Raw genomic sequence first — 19,355 nt, 5'->3', positions numbered from 1 at the left:
ATGCATGCCTTTTTAGAAAAAGCGCAACAATTAAAACAGCAACTAAATTGGTCGCTAATTTTTGGTGTTAGCTTTTTTTTAATCGTTGTATTTGGCTTAGTGCAAATAACGAGTGGCGTAAGGCAGTGGCTGGTAGAAAATAAAGATGCGCAAATAAAGCACTTAACGGTATTAGGCGAACCCGAATATACCGATGAAAAAGCTATTATTGGCGCAATAAAAAAAGCTGACTTATCGAGTTTTTTTGATTTAGATGTTAAGCATGTACAGTATTTGGTGCAAGAGTTACCTTGGGTCGCAACCGCATCAGTACGTAAGCAATGGCCAGATACACTACAAGTATATGTAGTTGAGCATCAAGCCGTGGCTGTTTGGAATAGTGATTTACTCATTAACCAAAAAGGTGAAGTATTTCAGGCTGCAAGTTCAAAGCTCAGTGTTGAGTTACCGCAACTGTATGGCCCCGAAGGTAGTGAGTTTGAAGCATGGGTTGCCTTTAAACAGTTTGATGAAATGCTCACATTAAATAATTTTAAGTTAACAAGTTTAGCTTTGTCAGAGCGTTTTTCATGGCAGTTATGGCTTGAAAACGGTATCCGTCTTAATTTAGGGCGCAAAGAAAAAGCTAAACGGGTACAACGGTTTATAGATATTTACCCACGCATGGAAAAACGTGCAGATGCACAAGTAGATGTTGTGGATTTACGGTATGATACCGGTCTTGCTGTGAGCTGGAAGCTCCTGGAAGAAGAGCAAATACAAAATAAGAGTAAGGCATGACTAAGTCAGCAGAAAGAAACCTCGTGATAGGATTAGACGTTGGCACCTCAAAAGTGGTGGCCACGGTTGGTGAAATCACCGCAGATAACAAACTCAGCATTGTTGGGGTTGGCAGCCAAGTATCTCATGGTATGGATAAAGGCGGTGTTAACGATCTCAATTTAGTGTCTGAATCAATACGTCGGGCTATCGATGAAGCAGAATTAATGGCTGATTGCCGTATTAGTTCAGTTTACTTGGGGATTTCAGGAAAGCATATTCAGTGTCAAAATGAAAATGGTGTTGTTGCAATTAATAATACCGAAGTGACAGACGAAGACATTGATAATGTTATTCATATTGCACGTTCAGTACCAATTTCAGCTGAACGCAAAATGTTGCATGCATTACCACAAGAATACAGTATTGATATGCAAGAAGGGATAAAAAATCCTTTAGGTATGAGCGGCGTACGAATGGAAGCTCGTGCTCACATCATTACCTGCTCTAATGACATGGCAAAGAATATTGAGAAATGTGTAGAGCGTTGTGGGCTTGAAGTTGATCAACTCATTTTTACTGCTTTAGCGTCATGTTACTCAGTATTAACCGATGACGAAAAAGAGCTAGGCGTTGCTGTATTGGATATTGGTGGTGGCACAATGGACATCACTATTTATATTAATGGTGCGCTGCGTCACTCTGCAGTTATCCCCGTTGCGGGAAATCAAGTAACGGGTGATATTGCAAAAATATTTCGTACACCGATTTCGCATGCTGAATCACTCAAGGTACAATATGCGTGTGCGAGCAGCCAAATGGCCAGCAGTGAAGATACGATTGAAGTACCGAGTGTAGGTGGTCGGCCAGCGCGTTTAATGTCGCGTCATACCTTATCTGAGGTTGTAGAGCCACGTTTTAGAGAATTATTTGAACTGGCGATGGAAGAAATCCGTCGTTCAGGGTTAGAAGACCAAATTGCAGCAGGACTCGTCATTACAGGCGGTAGTGCTAAAATGGCGGGCGCGATGGAAGTAGCTGAAGATATCTTCCAAATGCCAGTAAGAGTAGGAAAGCCAATCGGGATAGTTGGCTTGACTGATTATGTAGATGACCCTTCATATGCAACCGCGGTTGGTTTATTGCAGTACGGCCGCACAATGCAATCGATGAATGCACAAAAGTCGAAACCTGAAGGTGATAACAATTTGTGGAGCCGCATAACTAAGTGGTTTCAAGGCGAGTTTTAATGCTCAAGTCGGAGAGTAAACATGTTTGATATTATGGAACAACACAGCGAAGAAGCTGTCATAAAAGTAATAGGCGTGGGCGGTGGCGGCGGTAACGCGGTTGAGCACATGGTTAAACAGCAAATTGAAGGTGTGCGTTTTATCGCTGCAAATACGGATGCGCAAGCATTACGTAATTCATCAGCTGATATTACGGTGCAACTTGGTACTCAGATCACATCTGGGCTAGGTGCTGGGGCAAATCCTGATGTTGGCCGTCAATCTGCGGAGGAAGATGCAGATACAATTCGTGCCAGCCTTGAAGGTGCAGATATGGTATTTATTGCAGCTGGTATGGGTGGCGGTACAGGTACTGGCGCAGCACCCGTGGTTGCAAAAATAGCGAAAGAACTGGGTATTTTAACAGTGGCAGTTGTAACGCGTCCGTTTGATTTTGAAGGCAAGAAACGTGCAGCAGCCGCTGATCAAGGTATTAACGAATTGTCAGAAATTGTAGATTCACTTATTACAATTCCTAACAATAAATTGCTTAAAGTTTTAGGTAAAGGGACTACACTTCTAGATGCGTTCGCTAAAGCAAATGACGTATTATTTGGTGCGGTTCAAGGTATTGCGGAGTTAATTACACGCTCTGGTTTGATTAACGTGGATTTCGCCGACGTACGTACAGTTATGTCTGCTATGGGTACTGCGATGATGGGCACAGCGTCTGCATCGGGTCCTGATCGTGCACAAGAAGCTGCTGAAGCCGCTATTTCTAGCCCATTACTTGAAGATGTTGATTTAACGGGTGCTAAAGGTATCTTGGTTAATATCACCGCAGGTATGGACATTGCGATTGAAGAGTTTGAAATTGTCGGTAATCACGTTAAAGCATTAGCATCTGAAAACGCAACGGTGGTTGTGGGTGCGGTAATCGACCCTGAAATGACAGACGAACTACGTGTTACAGTTGTTGCTACGGGTTTAGGCGGCGATCGTCGTCCACAGTTTGGTATTGTTGATAATGGCTTTAAGAAAGCGTCAGGTTCTGATGTTAGTGGTTCAAGCAGTCAAACAAGTGGCATGTATGTGCCAAGCTTTGCAAGTCAAGGCAGCAGTGAAGAAACAAGCTCTGCAGCTAAAGCTGAAAAGCATGATTCGACGATGAATCCACAAACAAGCGCAAGTAAAACTGTTGAGAATGGTAGTAAAAAATCAGACAAGTCGGATGGTGGTGATTATTTTGACATTCCTGCTTTTTTAAGAAAACAAGCAGACTAATCAAAATGTAAAAGTGCTGATTAAAAAATAAACGAATTTGGCAGCTGGTCGTATCTGTGATATAATCCGCCGTCTAACTGTAACTATAAGTGAGCGAACCTATGATTAAACAGCGTACGATTGCAGAAATAGTCAAAGCCATAGGAATTGGACTTCATAAAGGTGAGAAGGTCACAATAACTCTCCGACCTGCGAGCGCAAATACTGGGATTGTATTTCGTCGTGTCGACCTTGATCCGGTTGTTGATTTTGAAACAACACCTGAAGCCGTTGGTGATACGCAATTGTGTACCTGTTTAACAAATAAAGATGGTGTTCGCTTATCAACGACTGAGCACTTAATTGCAGCAGTAGCGGCAATGGGTATCGATAATCTAATTGTTGAATTAGATAGCTCAGAAGTACCAATAATGGATGGTAGTGCATTACCATTCATTTACTTGTTACAAAAAGGCGGCATAGCAGAGCAAAATGCCGCTAAGCGCTTTATTCGTATTAAAGAAAAAGTACGCATTGAAGAAGGTGATAAATGGGCTGAGATAGAACCATATGATGGTTTTCATATCGACTTTGAAATCGCTTTTGATCATCCGGCAATCAATGAAAGCCGCCAACGTATCGGTTTAGATATTACTACGCAAAGCTTCACTGAAGAAATTAGCCGTGCACGTACATTTGGCTTTATGAAAGATATAGAATACATGCATGCAAATAACCTAGCACTAGGTGGTAGCATGGATAACGCCGTAGTCTTGGATGAGTTTAAAGTACTTAATCCTAACGGTCTGCGTTATAGCGATGAGTTTGTTAAGCATAAAATTTTAGACTGTGTTGGTGACATGTTTATGACAGGCCACAACATCTTAGGCAAAATTACCGCTTATAAGTCAGGTCATGACTTAAACAACAAGTTACTTCGTAAAATTATGGCGACTGAGTCAGCATGGGAATGGGCTACGTTTGAAAACCCAGTTACTATGCCAGCACCAGGCTTAGAAGTAGCTACAGCTTAATAGTAGCGCTTAAAAAACAGTTATAAAAAATGACGCTATTTAGCGTCATTTTTTTTGCCTAGCCTTTAATACTAAGTTTTTACAAGCCTAAAATATTTTGCAGCTGTACAAGCTCGGTAACGTGATAAGTTGGTTTTATTCCTTCAGGCAACACAACCCCTGGATGCTGCAACCAGCAGCTATCAATCCCCGCATTTTGTGCACCCAAAATATCACTGTTTGCAGTATCGCCGACCATTAAAATATGTTCTTTGTTAGGATTACCCATTAGGTTAAATGTGTGATCAAAAATTGCAACGGCCGGTTTTGCAATGCCTACTTGTTCTGATATAACCAACCAGTCAAACATGTCTTTTAGGCCTGTGTGTTCTAAGCGACGGGCTTGTAATTGTGTAAAACCATTGGTGATAATGCCAAGTTTGGCATGAGGCTTTAATCTATTAAGTAATTCGACAGCACCTGGAAGTGGTTGGCAGATCTCGGCCATCGCGGTTAAAAAATTATCATTAAGTTGCTGCGCTGGCACGTTGAGTTTTGTTGCCCACTCACTAAAGCGTGTTACTTGTAAATGACTGGCAGTAATTTTATTGTCTTGGTAGGCAAGCCATAATGATTTATTGGTCACTTGATAATGCTGGTAGTCGGCCTCATTAAAATCCACGCCATAAGTGGCGAGCATTCTTTTTAAACCTGCAAAGGCATTAAAGCTGAATAGGGTTTCATCTGCATCAAATAAAACGTGGGTATACTTCATTAAACTTCCTTACTGTATAGATCCGGGTGTAAAAAAGGTGCCATAGCGAGGGTCAGGGCTTGTGTGTATGTGCTTTCACGTGTGGCATGATGGTTAGTAAGTAGGCCAATAGCCCCACCTTGTTGTTTTATATTGGTTGTATTAAACGCATTGTCCATAACATCACCTAGCTCTTTACCTTGCAGTAATGCGTTATAAAGACTCTGCGGAAGTGGTAAATTACTGCTGCGGCCTATTGCACGTTGTTGGTTATCAGCAATAACAACATAAGCAAAGGTCGCAGGCCCGTAGCTGAATTGCTCTGCACCACCTTCCATTGCTACGTAAAAATCGGCTTGATAGTGCTGTTGGCAATGTAATACGCGATTTTGTGCGCCAATTCGGGTTTCATCTTCACCTATAGGTTGATCCGGTACGTCTGATGGAGCGTTAACACCTTGGCAATCTATAGCTATGTTAGGGTAAAAGAGATGAAAGATACTGCGTGCCGCACTTATCTTCACTGGATTTTTTGATCCCACAATAATGCGAAGTGACTCTGTCATACTGACTTCTCCTTTTATGATGAAGTCAGTAGTGTATACCCAAGCCACCTCAAGATGCGAGCGTCGTTGGAATTAAAAGCGATTTAGACAAGGCATTGATTGCAAATAATGGTTGTTCCCTTGTTAAAATCAATAACGCAGTATAAATCGCTTTTAAACCAACCCTTTGGGCGTTTCACAGGAACTTACTCTCATCGTTGTTCCTTCTTAAAAGGGATTGCCATTGCTGCAAAGTAACGCCTTGATATTAAGCCCCTGTGAAACGCTGAATTTTGTATCTTGAGGTGGCTTGGGTATACATAAGCTATTTATTTCAGCAAGCGGTTTTTTTAAATAGGTAAGTCAACAGGAGCTAATTCGGCAAGGGCGCGTTTTTTTAAGATAATATCTTTAATGAGTGGGGTTAAAACTAACTCCATCGCAAGACCCATTTTACCGCCGGGCACTACAAGTGTGTTGATACGTGACATAAAGCTGCCTTCAATCATGCGTAAGTAATAAGGAAAATCAACATCGTCAATACCTCTAAAGCGAATAACAACAAAGCTTTCATCAAGGGATGGAATATCTTTTGCACTAAAAGGATTTGAGGTATCAACCGTTGGTACGCGTTGAAAGTTGATATGGGTACGTGAGAACTGCGGTGTAATGTGATTAATATAATCATCCATACTGCGAACTATTGAGCCCATCACAGCTTCACGAGAGTGACCTCGTTCAGATGTGTCGCGAATTAATTTCTGGATCCACTCAAGGTTGATGATTGGCACCATGCCAATCAATAAATCGACGTGTTTAGCAACATCATGATCTTGATCGACTACGCCACCATGAAGCCCTTCGTAAAATAAGATATCAGTGTTATTTTCAAGCTCTTGCCATGGAGTAAACGTACCGGGTAGTTGGTTATATGGCACAGCTTCATCAAATGTGTGTAAGTAGCGACGTAACTTGCCGGCGCCAGTATCCCCATAATTACTAAATAACCCTTCCAGTGCCGCAAAGTCATTTGCCTCACGGCCAAAGTAGCTAATGTGTTTACCTTCTTGTTGCGCTTCGCGTACTTTTTTATCCATTTCTGGGCGTGTATAGCGGTGAAAGCTATCACCTTCTATAAACGCGGCCTCGATATTAAGACTGCGAAATATATGCTTAATAGCATTTGTAGTGGTGGTAGTACCCGCACCCGATGAACCCGTGATCGCAATAATAGGATGTTTAGCTGACATAGTTGTTCTCATTTTAAGTAGCACCCTAGTTATAAGGGTTAGTTAGGGGCTAGGTCAAGTGACAGGCGCACTTAATTAGCGCTATTATAGAGGAAGAATAATAATGAGAGATTCATATGAAATTGATTTCACCTTTGCTGGGCTTAATGGCCACTTTAGCAATAACGTCGTATTCGAGTTTAGCGGCTATGCCAAAAAGCGAAATCTTACTCGCTGATGTTAATACTGAGTATGGTTTACAGGTTAGTCGTATTACTGATGGCGATGTTTACAATAATCAGCCCCTACTTACCAAAAGTGGTATTTATTTCACTAAAGAAGTGCAAAATAATGAGCAAAGCCAAACAGAGCTCGTTTTTTATAATTTCGCCGATCAGCAAACAACTAATTTAACGAATACTGCTGTGAGTGAGTATTCGCCTACCTTAACACCTGACGGCAGCGCTCTTTCTGCAATTGTTGTTGAAGCTAATGGTAAGCAAAAGTTATGGCAATACCCGTTTGATAAAAATGTTGCGCCAAGGCGTATTTTTGAGTGGGTAGAACCCGTTGGTTATCATGCGTGGGGTATTAATAATGACGTGGTGATGTTTATTCTAGGTAAACCTCATACACTGCAGTACACCCATGTAGCTGCTGCGAAACCAGAAGTAGTTGCGAGTGACATTGGCCGCACGCTTACGTTCAATAAACAGCTTGGTGCTTATACTTTTAACTATACAAAGCAGCAACAGCAGTGGCTGGCAAGTTTTGATGCAAAACAAAATCAAGTAACGGATTTATTTAGGTTACCGAAACCTGTGCAAGACTATGCATTTAAAGGTGCAGACACTGTAATTTATGCTGTGGATAATCGCGTTTATCAACGCAACCTGAGTGAACCTGAGGTTGTATCCCTGTGGCTAGATTTAACACCTTACTGCGAGACGAAAATTACTCGTATGAGCTACTTAAATAATCAACTTGCTTTTGTCTGTACAAAGTAAAGGCTGGTTTAATTAATCATAACAGTGGTTAATTAAACCTATTTAAATGGTTTTACTGTAGTGTAAGCCATCACGTTATTGTAATGAATTAACAAGGATCATTATGCCAGTCAGCGCAGAGCAAGTAACAGAGCAGTTAATAGCACTTAAGTGTCGCAGCAATTTTAAAATAAAGAATATTACCGAGTTTATGCTACCAAGTTCAAAAGAAGCCATTTATTTACATATTGAAGGCGGCCAACCTAAAATTGTCATTCGCCCAGCTTTTGAAGTGTTTAGTGATGATTTTTCTGCACTTGATGGGGTTTCGCGGATCAGCGATGTTTTTCATAATAATGAGATGACCCGCTTTCCTACTCGAATTTATAAAAGTGCGAATCCAATACATTATGGTGTTGCGTTTAAAATAGGCACTGAAAAATCGGCAAAAGAGTTTATTGAATTATTGCTAAAAATTATGAATGGTTAGGTAGTTCACTTTGTTGTCAGGTAACCGCAGGTATGATTATTTAGTAAGAATTAATGGATTGGGTTATGCAAAAATTAATATTCACTTTAATTACAACATTTAGCTTAGTGGGCTGCGGCTTGCAGGTTAAAAGTGATATACCAGAGCCTGATTATGCAATAAAGCACAACCAGTTTGTTAGTAACAATGAACCGATGCCTGCAGGTTGCTTTGCACAATTAATGACAAACCTAAATGGTGATAATACAACCGCAGCGGTATTTATTGAGTCTGCAAATTTACGTGGCTGTAATGCAGCTAACTACCCTTACCCTGGTGGAGATGAAACACTGATCACATATAGTATTGAAAAAATACTCCCCACTCATAGCTATCAATTGAAGGTATGTGAAAGAAGCACTGAAGGTAGTATGTCGGGCAGTTGTGATAACGTTTTAGTTAAATTTACTCATCTAGATTATCAGCTGCCAAATAGTACTAAGCAGGTGTTATCGGTTATTAAACTCGGTGAATGGTAGTTTTAGGTTGTTTATCTTCAGACCCATGAAAAAACGGCAAACTACTGGCTTGCCGTTTTTTAGTTTACAGCGAAGGTTAACGCTTTAAGAAGCTATTAATGGATGCTAACTCACGTTCTTTTAATGCAATACACGTGTTAATGCCTTCTGCTAGTTTGCTTAATGAGCGGGCATAACCTGGCACTTCAGATATTTTATCAGTGAAGAAAGCTTGAGTGGTTTTTAAACTGCTGGCATCACAACCGGCAGTTGTATAATACGGTAAGTTCGGCAGTGCGAATGGCGGTAAATTAGCGGCCACACTATCGTAATTGGTATAAACCCATTTGATCAATCGCGCTTCACGTTCTGGTGTATATTTTTGACCAGATAAAATAGTTCGCATATCTGACGCGGTCACATCATCCGTAAGGCTGTAATCTAGTACTGCTTTTTGTAGCTCAGGTTTTCCAAAATAACTCATCGCAGCGAGCATTTTAGTGCGAACTTGTGGGTCTTTAGTGGTTTTAAATGTATTCATGTAAGCGTCAAGTAAGTTCTTGTCGCCATGAAATGCAGCTAAATTTAAGTAGGTAGATGCTAAATATGGGTCTACTTTACTTGGATTATTTAAATAAACACGTGCTTGGGCTTTCGCTGTATTGATCACACTTTGATCTTCGCCATCAAACCCTAAACGAGAAACAACCTGTGTGCGTAATTGCGAAATTGCGGCATCTTCTCCTATTTTTGCTGTTAAACCATATTGCTTAGCTGCAGGTGTGATGCTCTTTCGGATAAATTCAGGCCAAAGGTGCTGATTGCTTGCATCTTCAAAGGTACGCTTTTGCGAAGCTAGATAAGCCAAAGCGGTATTTGCTACACGTGGGTGCTTGTCACTTATAAAGGTCTCTAGTGTTTGCATTAAATGCGCAGCTGAAATAACACCGGCATCTAGCAGTGCATCAGCGGCAGATAATAGCGCTAAACGTTCGCGTACAGTCAATGTATCGGCGGCTTTATTGATCAGTGCTGCAAACTGTTTATCGTCTAATACCCAGCGGTAGTAACCCAGAGCGCCTTGATCTGGATAAATCCATTCAGGTTCAAACTCAAGCTCAATGGTTTGATTTTCTTTGGTTAGAAGTATGCTAGCAGTTTTTACTTGGTCGCCAGCACCATATTTTATTGCAACAGGTACATTCCAAAGCTGTGCGGGGGCATCAACACCTGCGTTAGTGAAGCGGCTTTGGTTAATAGTAACCATTTTACCTTGCTGGCTTACTTTTACGAGTGGGAAAGAAGATTGCTCTATAAACGATTTTAAAACCCCTGCAACGTCTTTATTCGAGGCTTTACCAAGGGCTTGCCATAAGTCAGCCGCTTCTGCATTTTTATAGGAAAACTCTTTCAGGTAAGCACGAATGCCCTGTTGGAATGCTTCTTCATCAATCCAATTCTCGACCATAGCTAAAACAGCGCTACCTTTGCTGTAAGCTAGGCCTAAACCATCCATTATATCGGCTTCGGTTTTAATTGGTTTGCGGATTGGTTTAGTGCTTAAACGAGCGTCTAATGCCATTACATTATTTTGCGGTAGATCTAGGTGTGATTCAAATTCTGGGTTTAGCTGTGTTGTAATTTTAGCCGCCATCCAGCTTGCAAATGCTTCGTTTAGCCATAAATCATTCCACCACTTCATGGTCACTAAATTACCGTACCATTGGTGTGCAAGCTCGTGCGCTATGATAGAGATGTTACGTTGTTTTTTACTGCGAGTAGCGGTTGCTAAATCAAGTAGCAAGATATCTTCACGGTATGTTACTAAGCCTGAATTTTCCATTGCGCCGAATGGAAACTCTGGAACAGCTACTGAATCAAGTTTTTTATAAACGTAAGGAATACCAAAGTAATCTTCAAGAGCCGCTAGCACTTTAGGCATCGCTTGTGCTGCATATTCACCTAAATGAATTTTACCTTGAGGAGTAATAATACGCCCAGGTATTGGCATGTCTTTGACTTCACGCTCTTCAAATGGTCCAACAGCCATTGCCACTAAATAGGAAGGGATTGGTGGTGTTTTATCAAAGAAGTGGGTCGTCATATCACCATTTACAGTGGTTTTTAACTCAGGTGTATTGGCATAGACTTTTTGTGAGCTCGGGGCTGTAATCGTTAATTGAAATGGGATCTTATAACTTGGCTCATCAAAAACAGGGAAGGCGCGGCGAGCATCGCTCATTTCAAATTGTGTAAATAGATAAGGTACCCCTTGATCTAATGTTTTATATAAGCCGACACTTTGACGATTATAAGGGGCAGTAAAGTCTATTTTTAAGGTGTATTTACCAGGTTGAATTTGCTCGTCACAGCTAAATTTAACTTTACCTGTTTTTAGCATTTCAGTGCTTAAATCACAGTTTTTTGTGCCGAGCAGCTTGACCATTTGAGTTGCATAATCAACTCCATTAAGCTCAATATATTTTGTTGGCTTAAGAACTTCAAGACTAATTTCAGTCATACCACTGAAAGTATCTTGAGCTGGATCAAGGGTTAAAGATACGTGTTGAGAGCTTGGTTTTGCCAGCTTTTCAATAACATATTCATTAGCGTGAGCTGAGCTCACTGCAATAGCGACACTGAGCGTCAGTAGGCTTTTAATAAACATAAGGGGATCCTGATTTTTCTTGTTAGAAGTTATGTACTAAAAATATAGAAAAAGAATTTTAGTAGCGTACAAATCATCCTAACAGCTTTTTCTCGGTGAGTAATGAAGTAGTTGGTAACAAGGTTTATCAAATAGTGTGACGCTGCAAGAACCGTTGCCAGTGAGCTTGGGGGTTGATTACGCGTATTTGTTGGATGATATTACTAAGGGTTGCTACATCTGCAAAATCAGTAGGCTCATATTCATTAAAGCCGAGCAGGTAATTAAATGCAGCTTTGTTATCAGCTTGGATAGCGTAAATGCGAATTTGCTGCTCAAAATTGAGGCGTAGGCTACTAATTGCTGTTTTCATACCGAGTTGGTCGATACTGGGAATATCACACTTTTGTAAGTAGCCAGCGCGATCTCCTTCACCAGAGAACCAGATACGTACTTTTTCGCTATATCGGCCTGACTTTGCTGGTAAGTCAAATAGTAATCGAGTATGCCCCTGCTGTTTAACCAAGGTGATATAGTCGTCTAAACCGGCATCAAATAGTGCTTGGTGTACGGGAACAATACGGGCTTTTATTTTTCCATGAGTGTGGAAATGAAAACATAGAATATGCTGATGAACAATAATATCACTTAGCTGCAAATGGCCAATTTCATCGCTATAGGCGCCGCTGTAATATGCAATCAAAGGTAACCAAAAGTGCCAATGCTTAGCTTGCTCTCGAGGTAAGCGAATATCCCCATAAATATAGCCATGGGAAAGGGTGTGTAACTCCATAGTGGAAAAGGGGCGGCGACCAAGATGGGACTTCAACGTAAGTACCTTGAAAGTAAAGACTTGCGCTAGTTTATACCCAAGTGTTTAGGAAATAAACCAGCACAGTAACGCAATGCTAAATAATGCTTATTCGCTTAACGCGCGGGCAAGACCTACGGGCTCTATTTCAACGCAAACTTGGTCATCATTCCAGTTTAGGCCAACTAGTGCATCATCGCTTTTTAGATCTTCAACCCATTCGTCTAAAAATTCATCAAGGTTGATTTCAACAGGGCTATAGTCTGCCCACTCTTCTTTACATTGGGCTTTTGCTGCAGCTTCACTTTCCCACAGGAGTAATACATCGGCGTTTTCAAATTGGTTTGAATCACAAACAACAAAACCACCGTCGTCAGCGCCTAGCGCCCATAATTGCTCACTTTGGCGTACTTTCTCTACAAAACTGATTAGTTCCGATTCAATCTCGATATCACTCATGTGTTTACCCTTAATGTTAAATTCGTGGATCGGTTTGCTTTGCTACTTCTTGCAGGTTATATGCCTGATGAAACTCAATTAACTTATTAAAAGGAGTTAGGTCAATCAGTTCGCGAAAGCAAATCCAATCAAGTAAGCAGTATAAACTGATGCTGAGGTATTCACAGCTATTAAATTCATTATCAGTTAAATGGTTATTTAAATAGCTTAATGTTTCAACAATGCGTTCATTTTGCAGATTAAAAAATAATTTATCAGAATGAGTATCAAAACCTGAGCGCTGGCATAGCAAAACCTCTACGAGAGAATCATTACATGCGTTGATGGTGGTGAGCAAGTTTTCATGCTGCCAGCTTAGGCTCGGCAATTTATTTTTATTAAGCAAGTACCGAATAATCGTGTTGGAGTCAGTGATTGTGTGTTGGTTATCAACCAAAATAGGAATTTTACGAGCCGGGTTATTATTAATCATAACTTGTCGGTCTGCTGGAGAAAAAATATCTAAGTTTTCAAACTGGATATCGGCATTATTTTTAAGTGCCCAAATGCGAATACGTCGAGCAAATGGAGAGGTGGTCGAACCGATTAGCTTCATGATAATCTTCCATAAAAATAAATAAAGCCGCAAAAGCGGCTTTATTTATTGTTAACTTTGCAGGTTACTTTATTCTGTACGGCTAGTAACTTCAAGAAGGTGGTAACCAAATTGAGTCTGTACAGGGCCTTGTACTTGATTAATAGGTGCAGAAAAAACCACCTTATCAAACTCAGGTACCATCATACCAGGACCAAACTCACCCAATGCACCGCCATCTTGACCTGATGGACAGTTTGAATGTGCTTTAGCTAATTCTGCAAAATCTTCACCTTGCTCAATTTTGCTTTTTAAATCTAAGCACTGAGCTTCGCTATCTACTAATATGTGTCGTGCACTTGCCACTGCCATAAAATCTCCCGTTTAAAGTTGGTGTTTTTTTAATCAATTTTGATAGTATTCTAGCCTACTACCAACGGATTATACCAGCATAAATTTAAATATCTGAAATTGCTTTTTCTACTGCTTTAATTAGCTTGTCAGAATTAGGCTTGGTTTTACTGTTAAAACGCTCTACATGCTTACGATCTGCAGAAACAAGGTATTTATAAAAGTTCCAGTTTGGTGAGCTTGTTTGTGCATTTAAATGTTTAAAAATTGGGTTCGCGTCACTTCCGCGTACTTCGCTGGTGGCAAGCATGGTAAAAGTTACGCCATAATTTATAAAACATACTTTGGCTGTTTCTTTTTCGTCATCTTCTTCTTGAAAGAAATCATCTGAAGGGAATCCAATAATAACTAAGCCTTGATCTTTATACTTTTGGTTTAGCGCTTCAAGGCCTTCAAATTGTGAAGTAAACCCGCAATTACTGGCTGTATTAACGATGAGCATAGGTTTGTTTTTAAATTGACATAAATTGATGCTGTCTTTAGAGCGAAGCTTTCGTAAGCTTACGTTTGTGAAGTCATCACAATCTTGTGTTACTAGCGCATTAACAGCTGCTGGAGCTTTAACTTGTGCATATACGTTGCTACTGAATATCATCGCACATAACATAATTTTTTTTAACATACCTAGATTTCCTCTCTGGTGATTTCCTTAGCTCATACGTTACTATGCTATTAATTGATCAACAACAGTTAAAAATATTATGACGACACGTTTAGCAAACATTGATGATTTACCAGCCATTGTCGCAATTTATAATGAAACCATAGCGAGCAGAATGGTCACCGCGGATACCGAGACCGTCAGTGTTGAACAAAAGCGTACTTGGTTTGAAAGTCATACGCAGCAGCGACCACTTTATGTATATGAGCAAGCCGGAAAAGTACTTGCTTGGCTGAGCTATAAATCGTTTTATGGCCGCCCCGCTTATGATGGAACTGTTGAAATTAGCATTTATATAACGTCGTTATCGCAAGGGCAGGGGCTGGGTAAAAAATTATTGCACTTTGCACAGCAGCAAGCAAAATTTTTAAACATTGAAGTATTACTCGCTTTTATTTTTAGCCATAACATACCAAGCATAAAGCTATTTAATAAATTTGGTTATCAAAAATGGGGAGAATTACCAAACGTAGCGGTCATGGACAGCAAGTACTATAGCTTGACCATTTTAGGTAAGCATTTAGGTTAATACTATTTAAGTTTGAGGAAAGTTCTTTAGCTTGTTACTAATGCTAAAAATTTGAACTACTCTTTTAAAACGCTAACGTTTTTAAGGGAGTGCTAGGCACAGTGCGCAAAATATTAATCGTAGATAGTAGTAGTGTGCTAGCAATGCGCGTAAAAGTATTGTTGGAGCTCATAGGTTGTGAAATAGAATTAATTCATTTCTCGATGTTAAGTGAAGAGGTCGCTTACAATCAATATGATTTGGTCACGATAGCCCATGGGGTACCTATAGCAACGGCTCAATCATTGGTTAACGAGTTCCATCAAGATAAAGTTGTATTATTAGCGCCCAAAGCGGAGTATGGGGAACAACTTAATGCTTTTAGCGAGCTCAATAATTTAGTACCAAATGCGATCGTAATTTATCCTTTTTTTGCAAACAAAGAGATCAGCACTTTACTTGAAAGTGTTTTAGATCTCGGTTCCGACAACATATTGCTATTGCCCACTGTTTTATTAGTTGATCATGACCCTGAACGGTTAGCTAAAATTGAAAAAAGTCTTATTGGTGCTCATATTACAACGATCACTGCGGATAGTTTACACAGTGCCGCTTTAAAAATTAAACAGCAGGAAGTTGATATTTTATTAAGTGATTTCAGCTTGCTTGATGGAACCGGTCTAGAGGTGTTCTCTAATTTAAAATTAATTCAACCTCAATGCCGTTGTTTATTATTTACTTCAAAACCCAATCAAGTATCGATGATTGAAGCAATTCGAGGTGGGGTGGAAGATGTACTTGTAAAACCAATAAATGAAAATGTGTTACTTCAATCACTGCATAAATTATGGCAAACAGAGCTATTAAAGCGCCATAACAATGAATTAGTTGAGCGTTTGCAGGACACTGTTGATGCATTGATCGAAAAAGATAGTTTATTACGAGTGATTTATAAACACACTCCTGACGCGATTATGTTGTTTGAGCGTGATGGGAGCGTGATTGAAGCGAACGATGCATGCTCTAAGTTATTTAAAATGCAGTTAAAAGACTTTCAAGGCCGTTCGTTATTTGAAATGCTTGGCGAGTCATCAAGTAAAAGTATTAAAACTAAAATAGCTACCTTAAATCAAAATCGTCAGTTTAGTTGTGACTTGAGTTTGCCGCAAAAAGAAGGAGGAAAAATTCCTTTAGTAGGTTCGTTCAATGAAATTGATCATCATGGTGAAATCGCGCTTGCTGTGATCTTTAAAAATGTTACTCACCTTAAAGAGAAAGAAGACTTATTACTTGAAGCTAAAGATACGCTAGAGCAAGAAGTGCGAGCACGAACCTCACAATTAGAACATGCAAAAAATGTCGCAGAAGCAGCCAATCATAGTAAATCAGAGTTTCTTGCTAATATGTCGCATGAATTACGTACTCCGATGCATTCTATTTTAAGTTTTTCGCGCTTTGGACTAGATAAACTCACCTCAGGGGATTTCGCTAAAGAGAAGCTGCAAAAATATTTATCGCGCATAGAGCGCAGTGGTGAAAGGCTGTTGTCATTACTAAATAATTTACTCGATTTATCGAAATTAGATGTTGGTAAATTTCCCTTTAATCCCCGACCTCATAATTTGAGTAATATTATTAAAACCAGTATCGATGATGTCTCAGGTACAGCCTTAGAAAAAGATATTGAAATCTTATTTTACCCGCAAAAAACACCTGTAATTGCACAGTGTGACGAAGAACAAATAAATCAGCTATTGCGAAATATATTAGGCAATGCATTAAAGTTTAGTGAGCCTCAAAGTAGTATTGAAGTAACATTAATTAATCAAGATGATCAGGCTATTATTAATGTTGTAGATAGCGGTATAGGCATACCTGAAGATGAATTGGAGCATGTTTTTGCAAAATTTGTACAAAGTAGTAAGACGAATCATGGCGCTGGAGGAACAGGGCTGGGACTTGCTTTGTGCCGTGAGTTTGTGTCGTTGCATCAAGGTACTATATCTGCTCATTCAAATAAGCAGGATGGAACAACAATTCGAATCGCGCTGCCTTTAAATATTAGTATTCCTGAGATGCAGAATAAATAAATTACTTTTACTTACTGGTAAGTGCTTTTTTTGCGACTAAACTATTAATATCAGTTTTGAGAAGGATGACACACTATGCCATTAACAAGAATTTTGGCTGTTGATGATGAGCCATTTAATCTAGAGATTATTGAGGAGTTGTTGGAAAATGACTTTGATTTAAAGATGGCAAGCAGCGGCCCAGAGTGCTTGAGTGTGGTCGAAGATTATGACCCTCAAGTGATCTTACTCGATGTTAGCATGCCAAAAATGAATGGCTATGAAGTATGTACTAAGCTAAAGGAGAATCCGAATACTGCACATATAATTGTCATGTTTGTCTCGGCTAGAGGCACCGTAGAGGAGCGAATGGAAGGTTACTCTGTCGGGGCTGAAGATTATATAGTTAAGCCTTTTGGGCATGAGGAACTGCGGTTAAAGTTAAAAAATCTAAACCAAATAATTATTGATAAAGAAAACTTAGAACAACAAGTCGAAGAGGCCACTTCAACAGCTTTTAATGCCATGGCTAATAGCAGTGAAATGGGCCAGATAGTTAACTATATCGAGAATATTGCGCTGATCAATGAGGTTGATATACTCGCCCAGGCTTTGGTTAGTTGCTTAAGCTCATTTGACTTACAGAGTAATATTGAATTTAGATTTATAAATGATGACCCTCAGCACTTTGCTTTAAGAGGTGTTTGCTCCCCTATTGTTATTGAACTATTCGATATGCTTAAAAGTAAAGGGCGCTTACATGAGTTCTCCCACAGGATATTAGTTAATTACGAGTTTATAAGCTTATTAATATTAAACATGCCGGATCATGATCAAGATAAGCATGGGCGTATTCGAGATCATGTTTGCTTTTTAGTAAGTGTTACTGAGCAACAACTAAAAGCGATTCTTACACGTAAGAAATTAGAGCGACAAGAAACCAAACTAAATGAAGTTGTGGATATGGTACATAGTAAATTTCATGGTTTAATGGATTTACTGAACGAAAACCGCTTAAGTAATGAAGCGGTATTTAAACGCCTGCAAGAAGAGCTTGAAGAGCGTATCCCGACAATGGGGTTGGATGAGGATCAAGAGATCTTTATTTATCAAAAAGTAGATCGCACGATTCAGAACTCAGTTGCACGAGAAGACTCAGTAAAAAATGTTAAAGCTGCATTTCAAGAAATAGAGCAGGATCTAGCACAGTTACTCGATAATACAAACAGAACTTAAATCTAATGTGGCTAATTTATGAGTGTCACGTTGCTTTTTTGATATTGGCCTAGGCATCTCTTGGTAGGCCTTTTTCTACAATACGTATAAGGCGTGCTGTTTTTCTTAATAGCTTATCTTGTTTTGATTTTTGTTGTGTAAGCGCCCAATCAATATGCTCTTTGACCAAGTCACTGGATGTTTCGCGAGTTATTAAGAGTATGTCGATTATCGCTTGGTTAAACTGTGCATTACCTAACCCTACGGCAATATTACGACGCCAACGTTCATGCCCAATACGACGAATTGGGCTGCCTTCTGTGTTTTTTAGAAAAGTTACTTCGTCCCAGCTAAATAGGCTAACTAAGTCTTGGTCTTTAAGTTGTGTGCGAGGATGAAAGTCGGCCTCATCGGTAATTTGGCCATAGCGATTCCATGGACACACCAGCTGACAGTCATCACACCCATAGATACGATTACCTAACAGTGGACGATATTGCTCAGGGATAGGCCCTTGTAGCTCAATTGTTAAATACGATATGCATTTACGTGCATCAACAACATACGGCTCTACAATGGCGCCTGTTGGGCATAATGTGATACATGCCACGCATTTTCCGCAGCCTTCGATCTCATTCGGTTTGTCTATGGGTAAAGGAATATCAACAAATAGCTCCCCTAAAAAAAACCACGAACCAGCTTCCTTATTGATCAACAAACTGTGCTTTCCTTGCCAACCTAACCCTGCTTTTTCAGCTAGTTGGCGCTCCAATACTGGGGCTGAATCAACAAAAGGGCGGTAACCAAATTGACCAATATGCTGCTCTATTTTTTGACCCAATTTTTTAATGCGGTTGCGCATTAACTTATGATAATCACGGCCAAGTGCATAGCGGCTAATATATGCTTTATCGGTATTTTTAAGGTTTTTTGCAAAACTGGCATCGGGAGGTAAATAATTCATTTTTACTGAAATGACTCGCTGTGTACCAGGAACAAGCTCGGCAGGACGCGCGCGCTTCATGCCATGGGCAGCCATATACTCCATATCGCCGTGATAACCCAAGTCAAGCCAGCGTTGCAGTTGTGCCTCATGCTTGCTTAGGTCTACATCGGTAATGCCGACCTCGCTAAAACCAAGTTCTTGGCCCCAAAGCTTAATCTGCTGTGCAAGTTCATTGTAATCTGGAGATTGGCTCGTCACGTGAGTATAGTCATGGTTGTAAAATGGCCGC

20 protein-coding genes are annotated in these 19,355 nt (G+C 40.0%); 10 read left to right on the top strand and 10 right to left on the bottom strand.

Features of this window, described 5'->3' with window-relative positions; genetic code table 11:
* The 4 genes from ACJJVX_RS18520 (at position 1) to lpxC (ending at position 4,285) form a co-directional block, all read left to right on the top strand.
* Entirely contained in the window at positions 1–780 is a 780-nt protein-coding gene (locus ACJJVX_RS18520) for a cell division protein FtsQ/DivIB (RefSeq protein ID WP_054206635.1), read from the top strand.
* Positions 777–2,009, top strand: a complete 1,233-nt coding sequence (gene ftsA, locus ACJJVX_RS18515; protein ID WP_054206634.1) for a cell division protein FtsA — start codon at positions 777–779, stop codon at positions 2,007–2,009. Before ACJJVX_RS18520 ends, ftsA begins: the two co-directional genes overlap by 4 nt.
* Before the next feature lie 21 nt (positions 2,010–2,030).
* Positions 2,031–3,272 carry a cell division protein FtsZ gene (gene ftsZ, locus ACJJVX_RS18510; protein WP_054206633.1) on the top strand — a complete coding sequence of 414 codons (1,242 nt, stop codon included), beginning with the start codon at positions 2,031–2,033 and terminating at the stop codon, positions 3,270–3,272.
* 101 nt (positions 3,273–3,373) lie between these two features.
* Positions 3,374–4,285, top strand: a complete 912-nt coding sequence (gene lpxC / locus ACJJVX_RS18505) for a UDP-3-O-acyl-N-acetylglucosamine deacetylase (RefSeq protein ID WP_054206632.1) — start codon at positions 3,374–3,376, stop codon at positions 4,283–4,285.
* A gap of 79 nt (positions 4,286–4,364) precedes the next feature.
* Here lpxC and yjjG read toward each other — a convergent pair whose 3' ends face one another.
* The 3 genes from yjjG to ACJJVX_RS18490 all read right to left on the bottom strand — a co-directional run bounded on the left by yjjG (position 4,365) and on the right by ACJJVX_RS18490 (position 6,813).
* Positions 4,365–5,039, bottom strand: coding sequence for a pyrimidine 5'-nucleotidase (yjjG, locus tag ACJJVX_RS18500; protein WP_054206631.1), 675 nt, complete (start codon positions 5,037–5,039; stop codon positions 4,365–4,367).
* Complete coding sequence (gene yjjX / locus ACJJVX_RS18495) at positions 5,039–5,584, bottom strand: inosine/xanthosine triphosphatase (protein WP_054452713.1); 546 nt, start codon at positions 5,582–5,584, stop codon at positions 5,039–5,041. Before yjjX ends, yjjG begins: the two co-directional genes overlap by 1 nt.
* 329 nt (positions 5,585–5,913) lie before the next feature.
* Positions 5,914–6,813, bottom strand: coding sequence for a phosphoribulokinase (locus tag ACJJVX_RS18490; protein ID WP_054206629.1), 900 nt, complete (start codon positions 6,811–6,813; stop codon positions 5,914–5,916).
* A 116-nt stretch (positions 6,814–6,929) separates the two neighbouring features.
* Here ACJJVX_RS18490 and ACJJVX_RS18485 point away from each other — a divergent pair, with 116 nt between their 5' ends.
* The 3 genes from ACJJVX_RS18485 (at position 6,930) to ACJJVX_RS18475 (ending at position 8,786) form a co-directional block, all read left to right on the top strand.
* The gene (locus ACJJVX_RS18485) at positions 6,930–7,799 is read left to right on the top strand and encodes a hypothetical protein (protein WP_405632847.1); all 870 of its coding nucleotides are present in this window, start codon (positions 6,930–6,932) and stop codon (positions 7,797–7,799) included.
* Between the two features lie 103 nt (positions 7,800–7,902).
* Positions 7,903–8,268, top strand: coding sequence for a hypothetical protein (locus ACJJVX_RS18480; protein ID WP_054206627.1), 366 nt, complete (start codon positions 7,903–7,905; stop codon positions 8,266–8,268).
* 65 nt (positions 8,269–8,333) lie between these two features.
* On the top strand, positions 8,334–8,786 hold the full coding sequence (locus tag ACJJVX_RS18475; protein ID WP_405632844.1) for a hypothetical protein: 453 nt from the start codon (positions 8,334–8,336) through the stop codon (positions 8,784–8,786).
* A 76-nt stretch (positions 8,787–8,862) separates the two neighbouring features.
* Here the strand turns inward: ACJJVX_RS18475 and ACJJVX_RS18470 are convergent, their stop codons facing one another.
* The 6 genes from ACJJVX_RS18470 to ACJJVX_RS18445 all read right to left on the bottom strand — a co-directional run bounded on the left by ACJJVX_RS18470 (position 8,863) and on the right by ACJJVX_RS18445 (position 14,289).
* Positions 8,863–11,433, bottom strand: coding sequence for a M1 family metallopeptidase (locus ACJJVX_RS18470; RefSeq protein WP_405632842.1), 2,571 nt, complete (start codon positions 11,431–11,433; stop codon positions 8,863–8,865).
* 127 nt (positions 11,434–11,560) lie between these two features.
* Positions 11,561–12,241, bottom strand: coding sequence for a hypothetical protein (locus ACJJVX_RS18465; protein WP_054206624.1), 681 nt, complete (start codon positions 12,239–12,241; stop codon positions 11,561–11,563).
* A 90-nt stretch (positions 12,242–12,331) separates the two neighbouring features.
* Complete coding sequence (locus ACJJVX_RS18460) at positions 12,332–12,682, bottom strand: DUF2750 domain-containing protein (protein ID WP_054206623.1); 351 nt, start codon at positions 12,680–12,682, stop codon at positions 12,332–12,334.
* Between the two features lie 16 nt (positions 12,683–12,698).
* Positions 12,699–13,277 carry a glutathione S-transferase family protein gene (locus ACJJVX_RS18455; RefSeq protein ID WP_054206622.1) on the bottom strand — a complete coding sequence of 193 codons (579 nt, stop codon included), beginning with the start codon at positions 13,275–13,277 and terminating at the stop codon, positions 12,699–12,701.
* 69 nt (positions 13,278–13,346) lie between these two features.
* On the bottom strand, positions 13,347–13,628 hold the full coding sequence (locus tag ACJJVX_RS18450) for a peptidylprolyl isomerase (RefSeq protein ID WP_054206621.1): 282 nt from the start codon (positions 13,626–13,628) through the stop codon (positions 13,347–13,349).
* Positions 13,629–13,713: 85 nt separating this feature from the next.
* Positions 13,714–14,289: a glutathione peroxidase gene (locus ACJJVX_RS18445; RefSeq protein ID WP_054206620.1), complete on the bottom strand. Its 576-nt coding sequence runs from the start codon at positions 14,287–14,289 to the stop codon at positions 13,714–13,716.
* Between the two features lie 79 nt (positions 14,290–14,368).
* Between ACJJVX_RS18445 and ACJJVX_RS18440 the strand changes: the two genes are divergently transcribed.
* The 3 genes from ACJJVX_RS18440 to ACJJVX_RS18430 all read left to right on the top strand — a co-directional run bounded on the left by ACJJVX_RS18440 (position 14,369) and on the right by ACJJVX_RS18430 (position 18,141).
* Positions 14,369–14,857, top strand: a complete 489-nt coding sequence (locus tag ACJJVX_RS18440) for a GNAT family N-acetyltransferase (RefSeq protein ID WP_054206619.1) — start codon at positions 14,369–14,371, stop codon at positions 14,855–14,857.
* A gap of 143 nt (positions 14,858–15,000) precedes the next feature.
* Entirely contained in the window at positions 15,001–16,926 is a 1,926-nt protein-coding gene (locus ACJJVX_RS18435; RefSeq protein ID WP_405632989.1) for an ATP-binding protein, read from the top strand.
* Between the two features lie 75 nt (positions 16,927–17,001).
* Positions 17,002–18,141 (top strand): PleD family two-component system response regulator, encoded by a 1,140-nt coding sequence (locus ACJJVX_RS18430; protein ID WP_054452703.1) that lies wholly within the window; start codon positions 17,002–17,004, stop codon positions 18,139–18,141.
* 49 nt (positions 18,142–18,190) lie between these two features.
* Here the strand turns inward: ACJJVX_RS18430 and queG are convergent, their stop codons facing one another.
* A complete protein-coding gene (gene queG / locus ACJJVX_RS18425) occupies positions 18,191–19,324 on the bottom strand; it encodes a tRNA epoxyqueuosine(34) reductase QueG (protein ID WP_054206617.1) in 1,134 nt (377 codons plus the stop codon).
* Positions 19,325–19,355: the final 31 nt, after the last annotated feature.

Source organism: Pseudoalteromonas sp. Ld20 (genome assembly GCF_045064175.1).
Taxonomy (GTDB): domain Bacteria; phylum Pseudomonadota; class Gammaproteobacteria; order Enterobacterales; family Alteromonadaceae; genus Pseudoalteromonas; species Pseudoalteromonas neustonica.
This window is presented reverse-complemented; position numbering and strand designations above follow the sequence as displayed.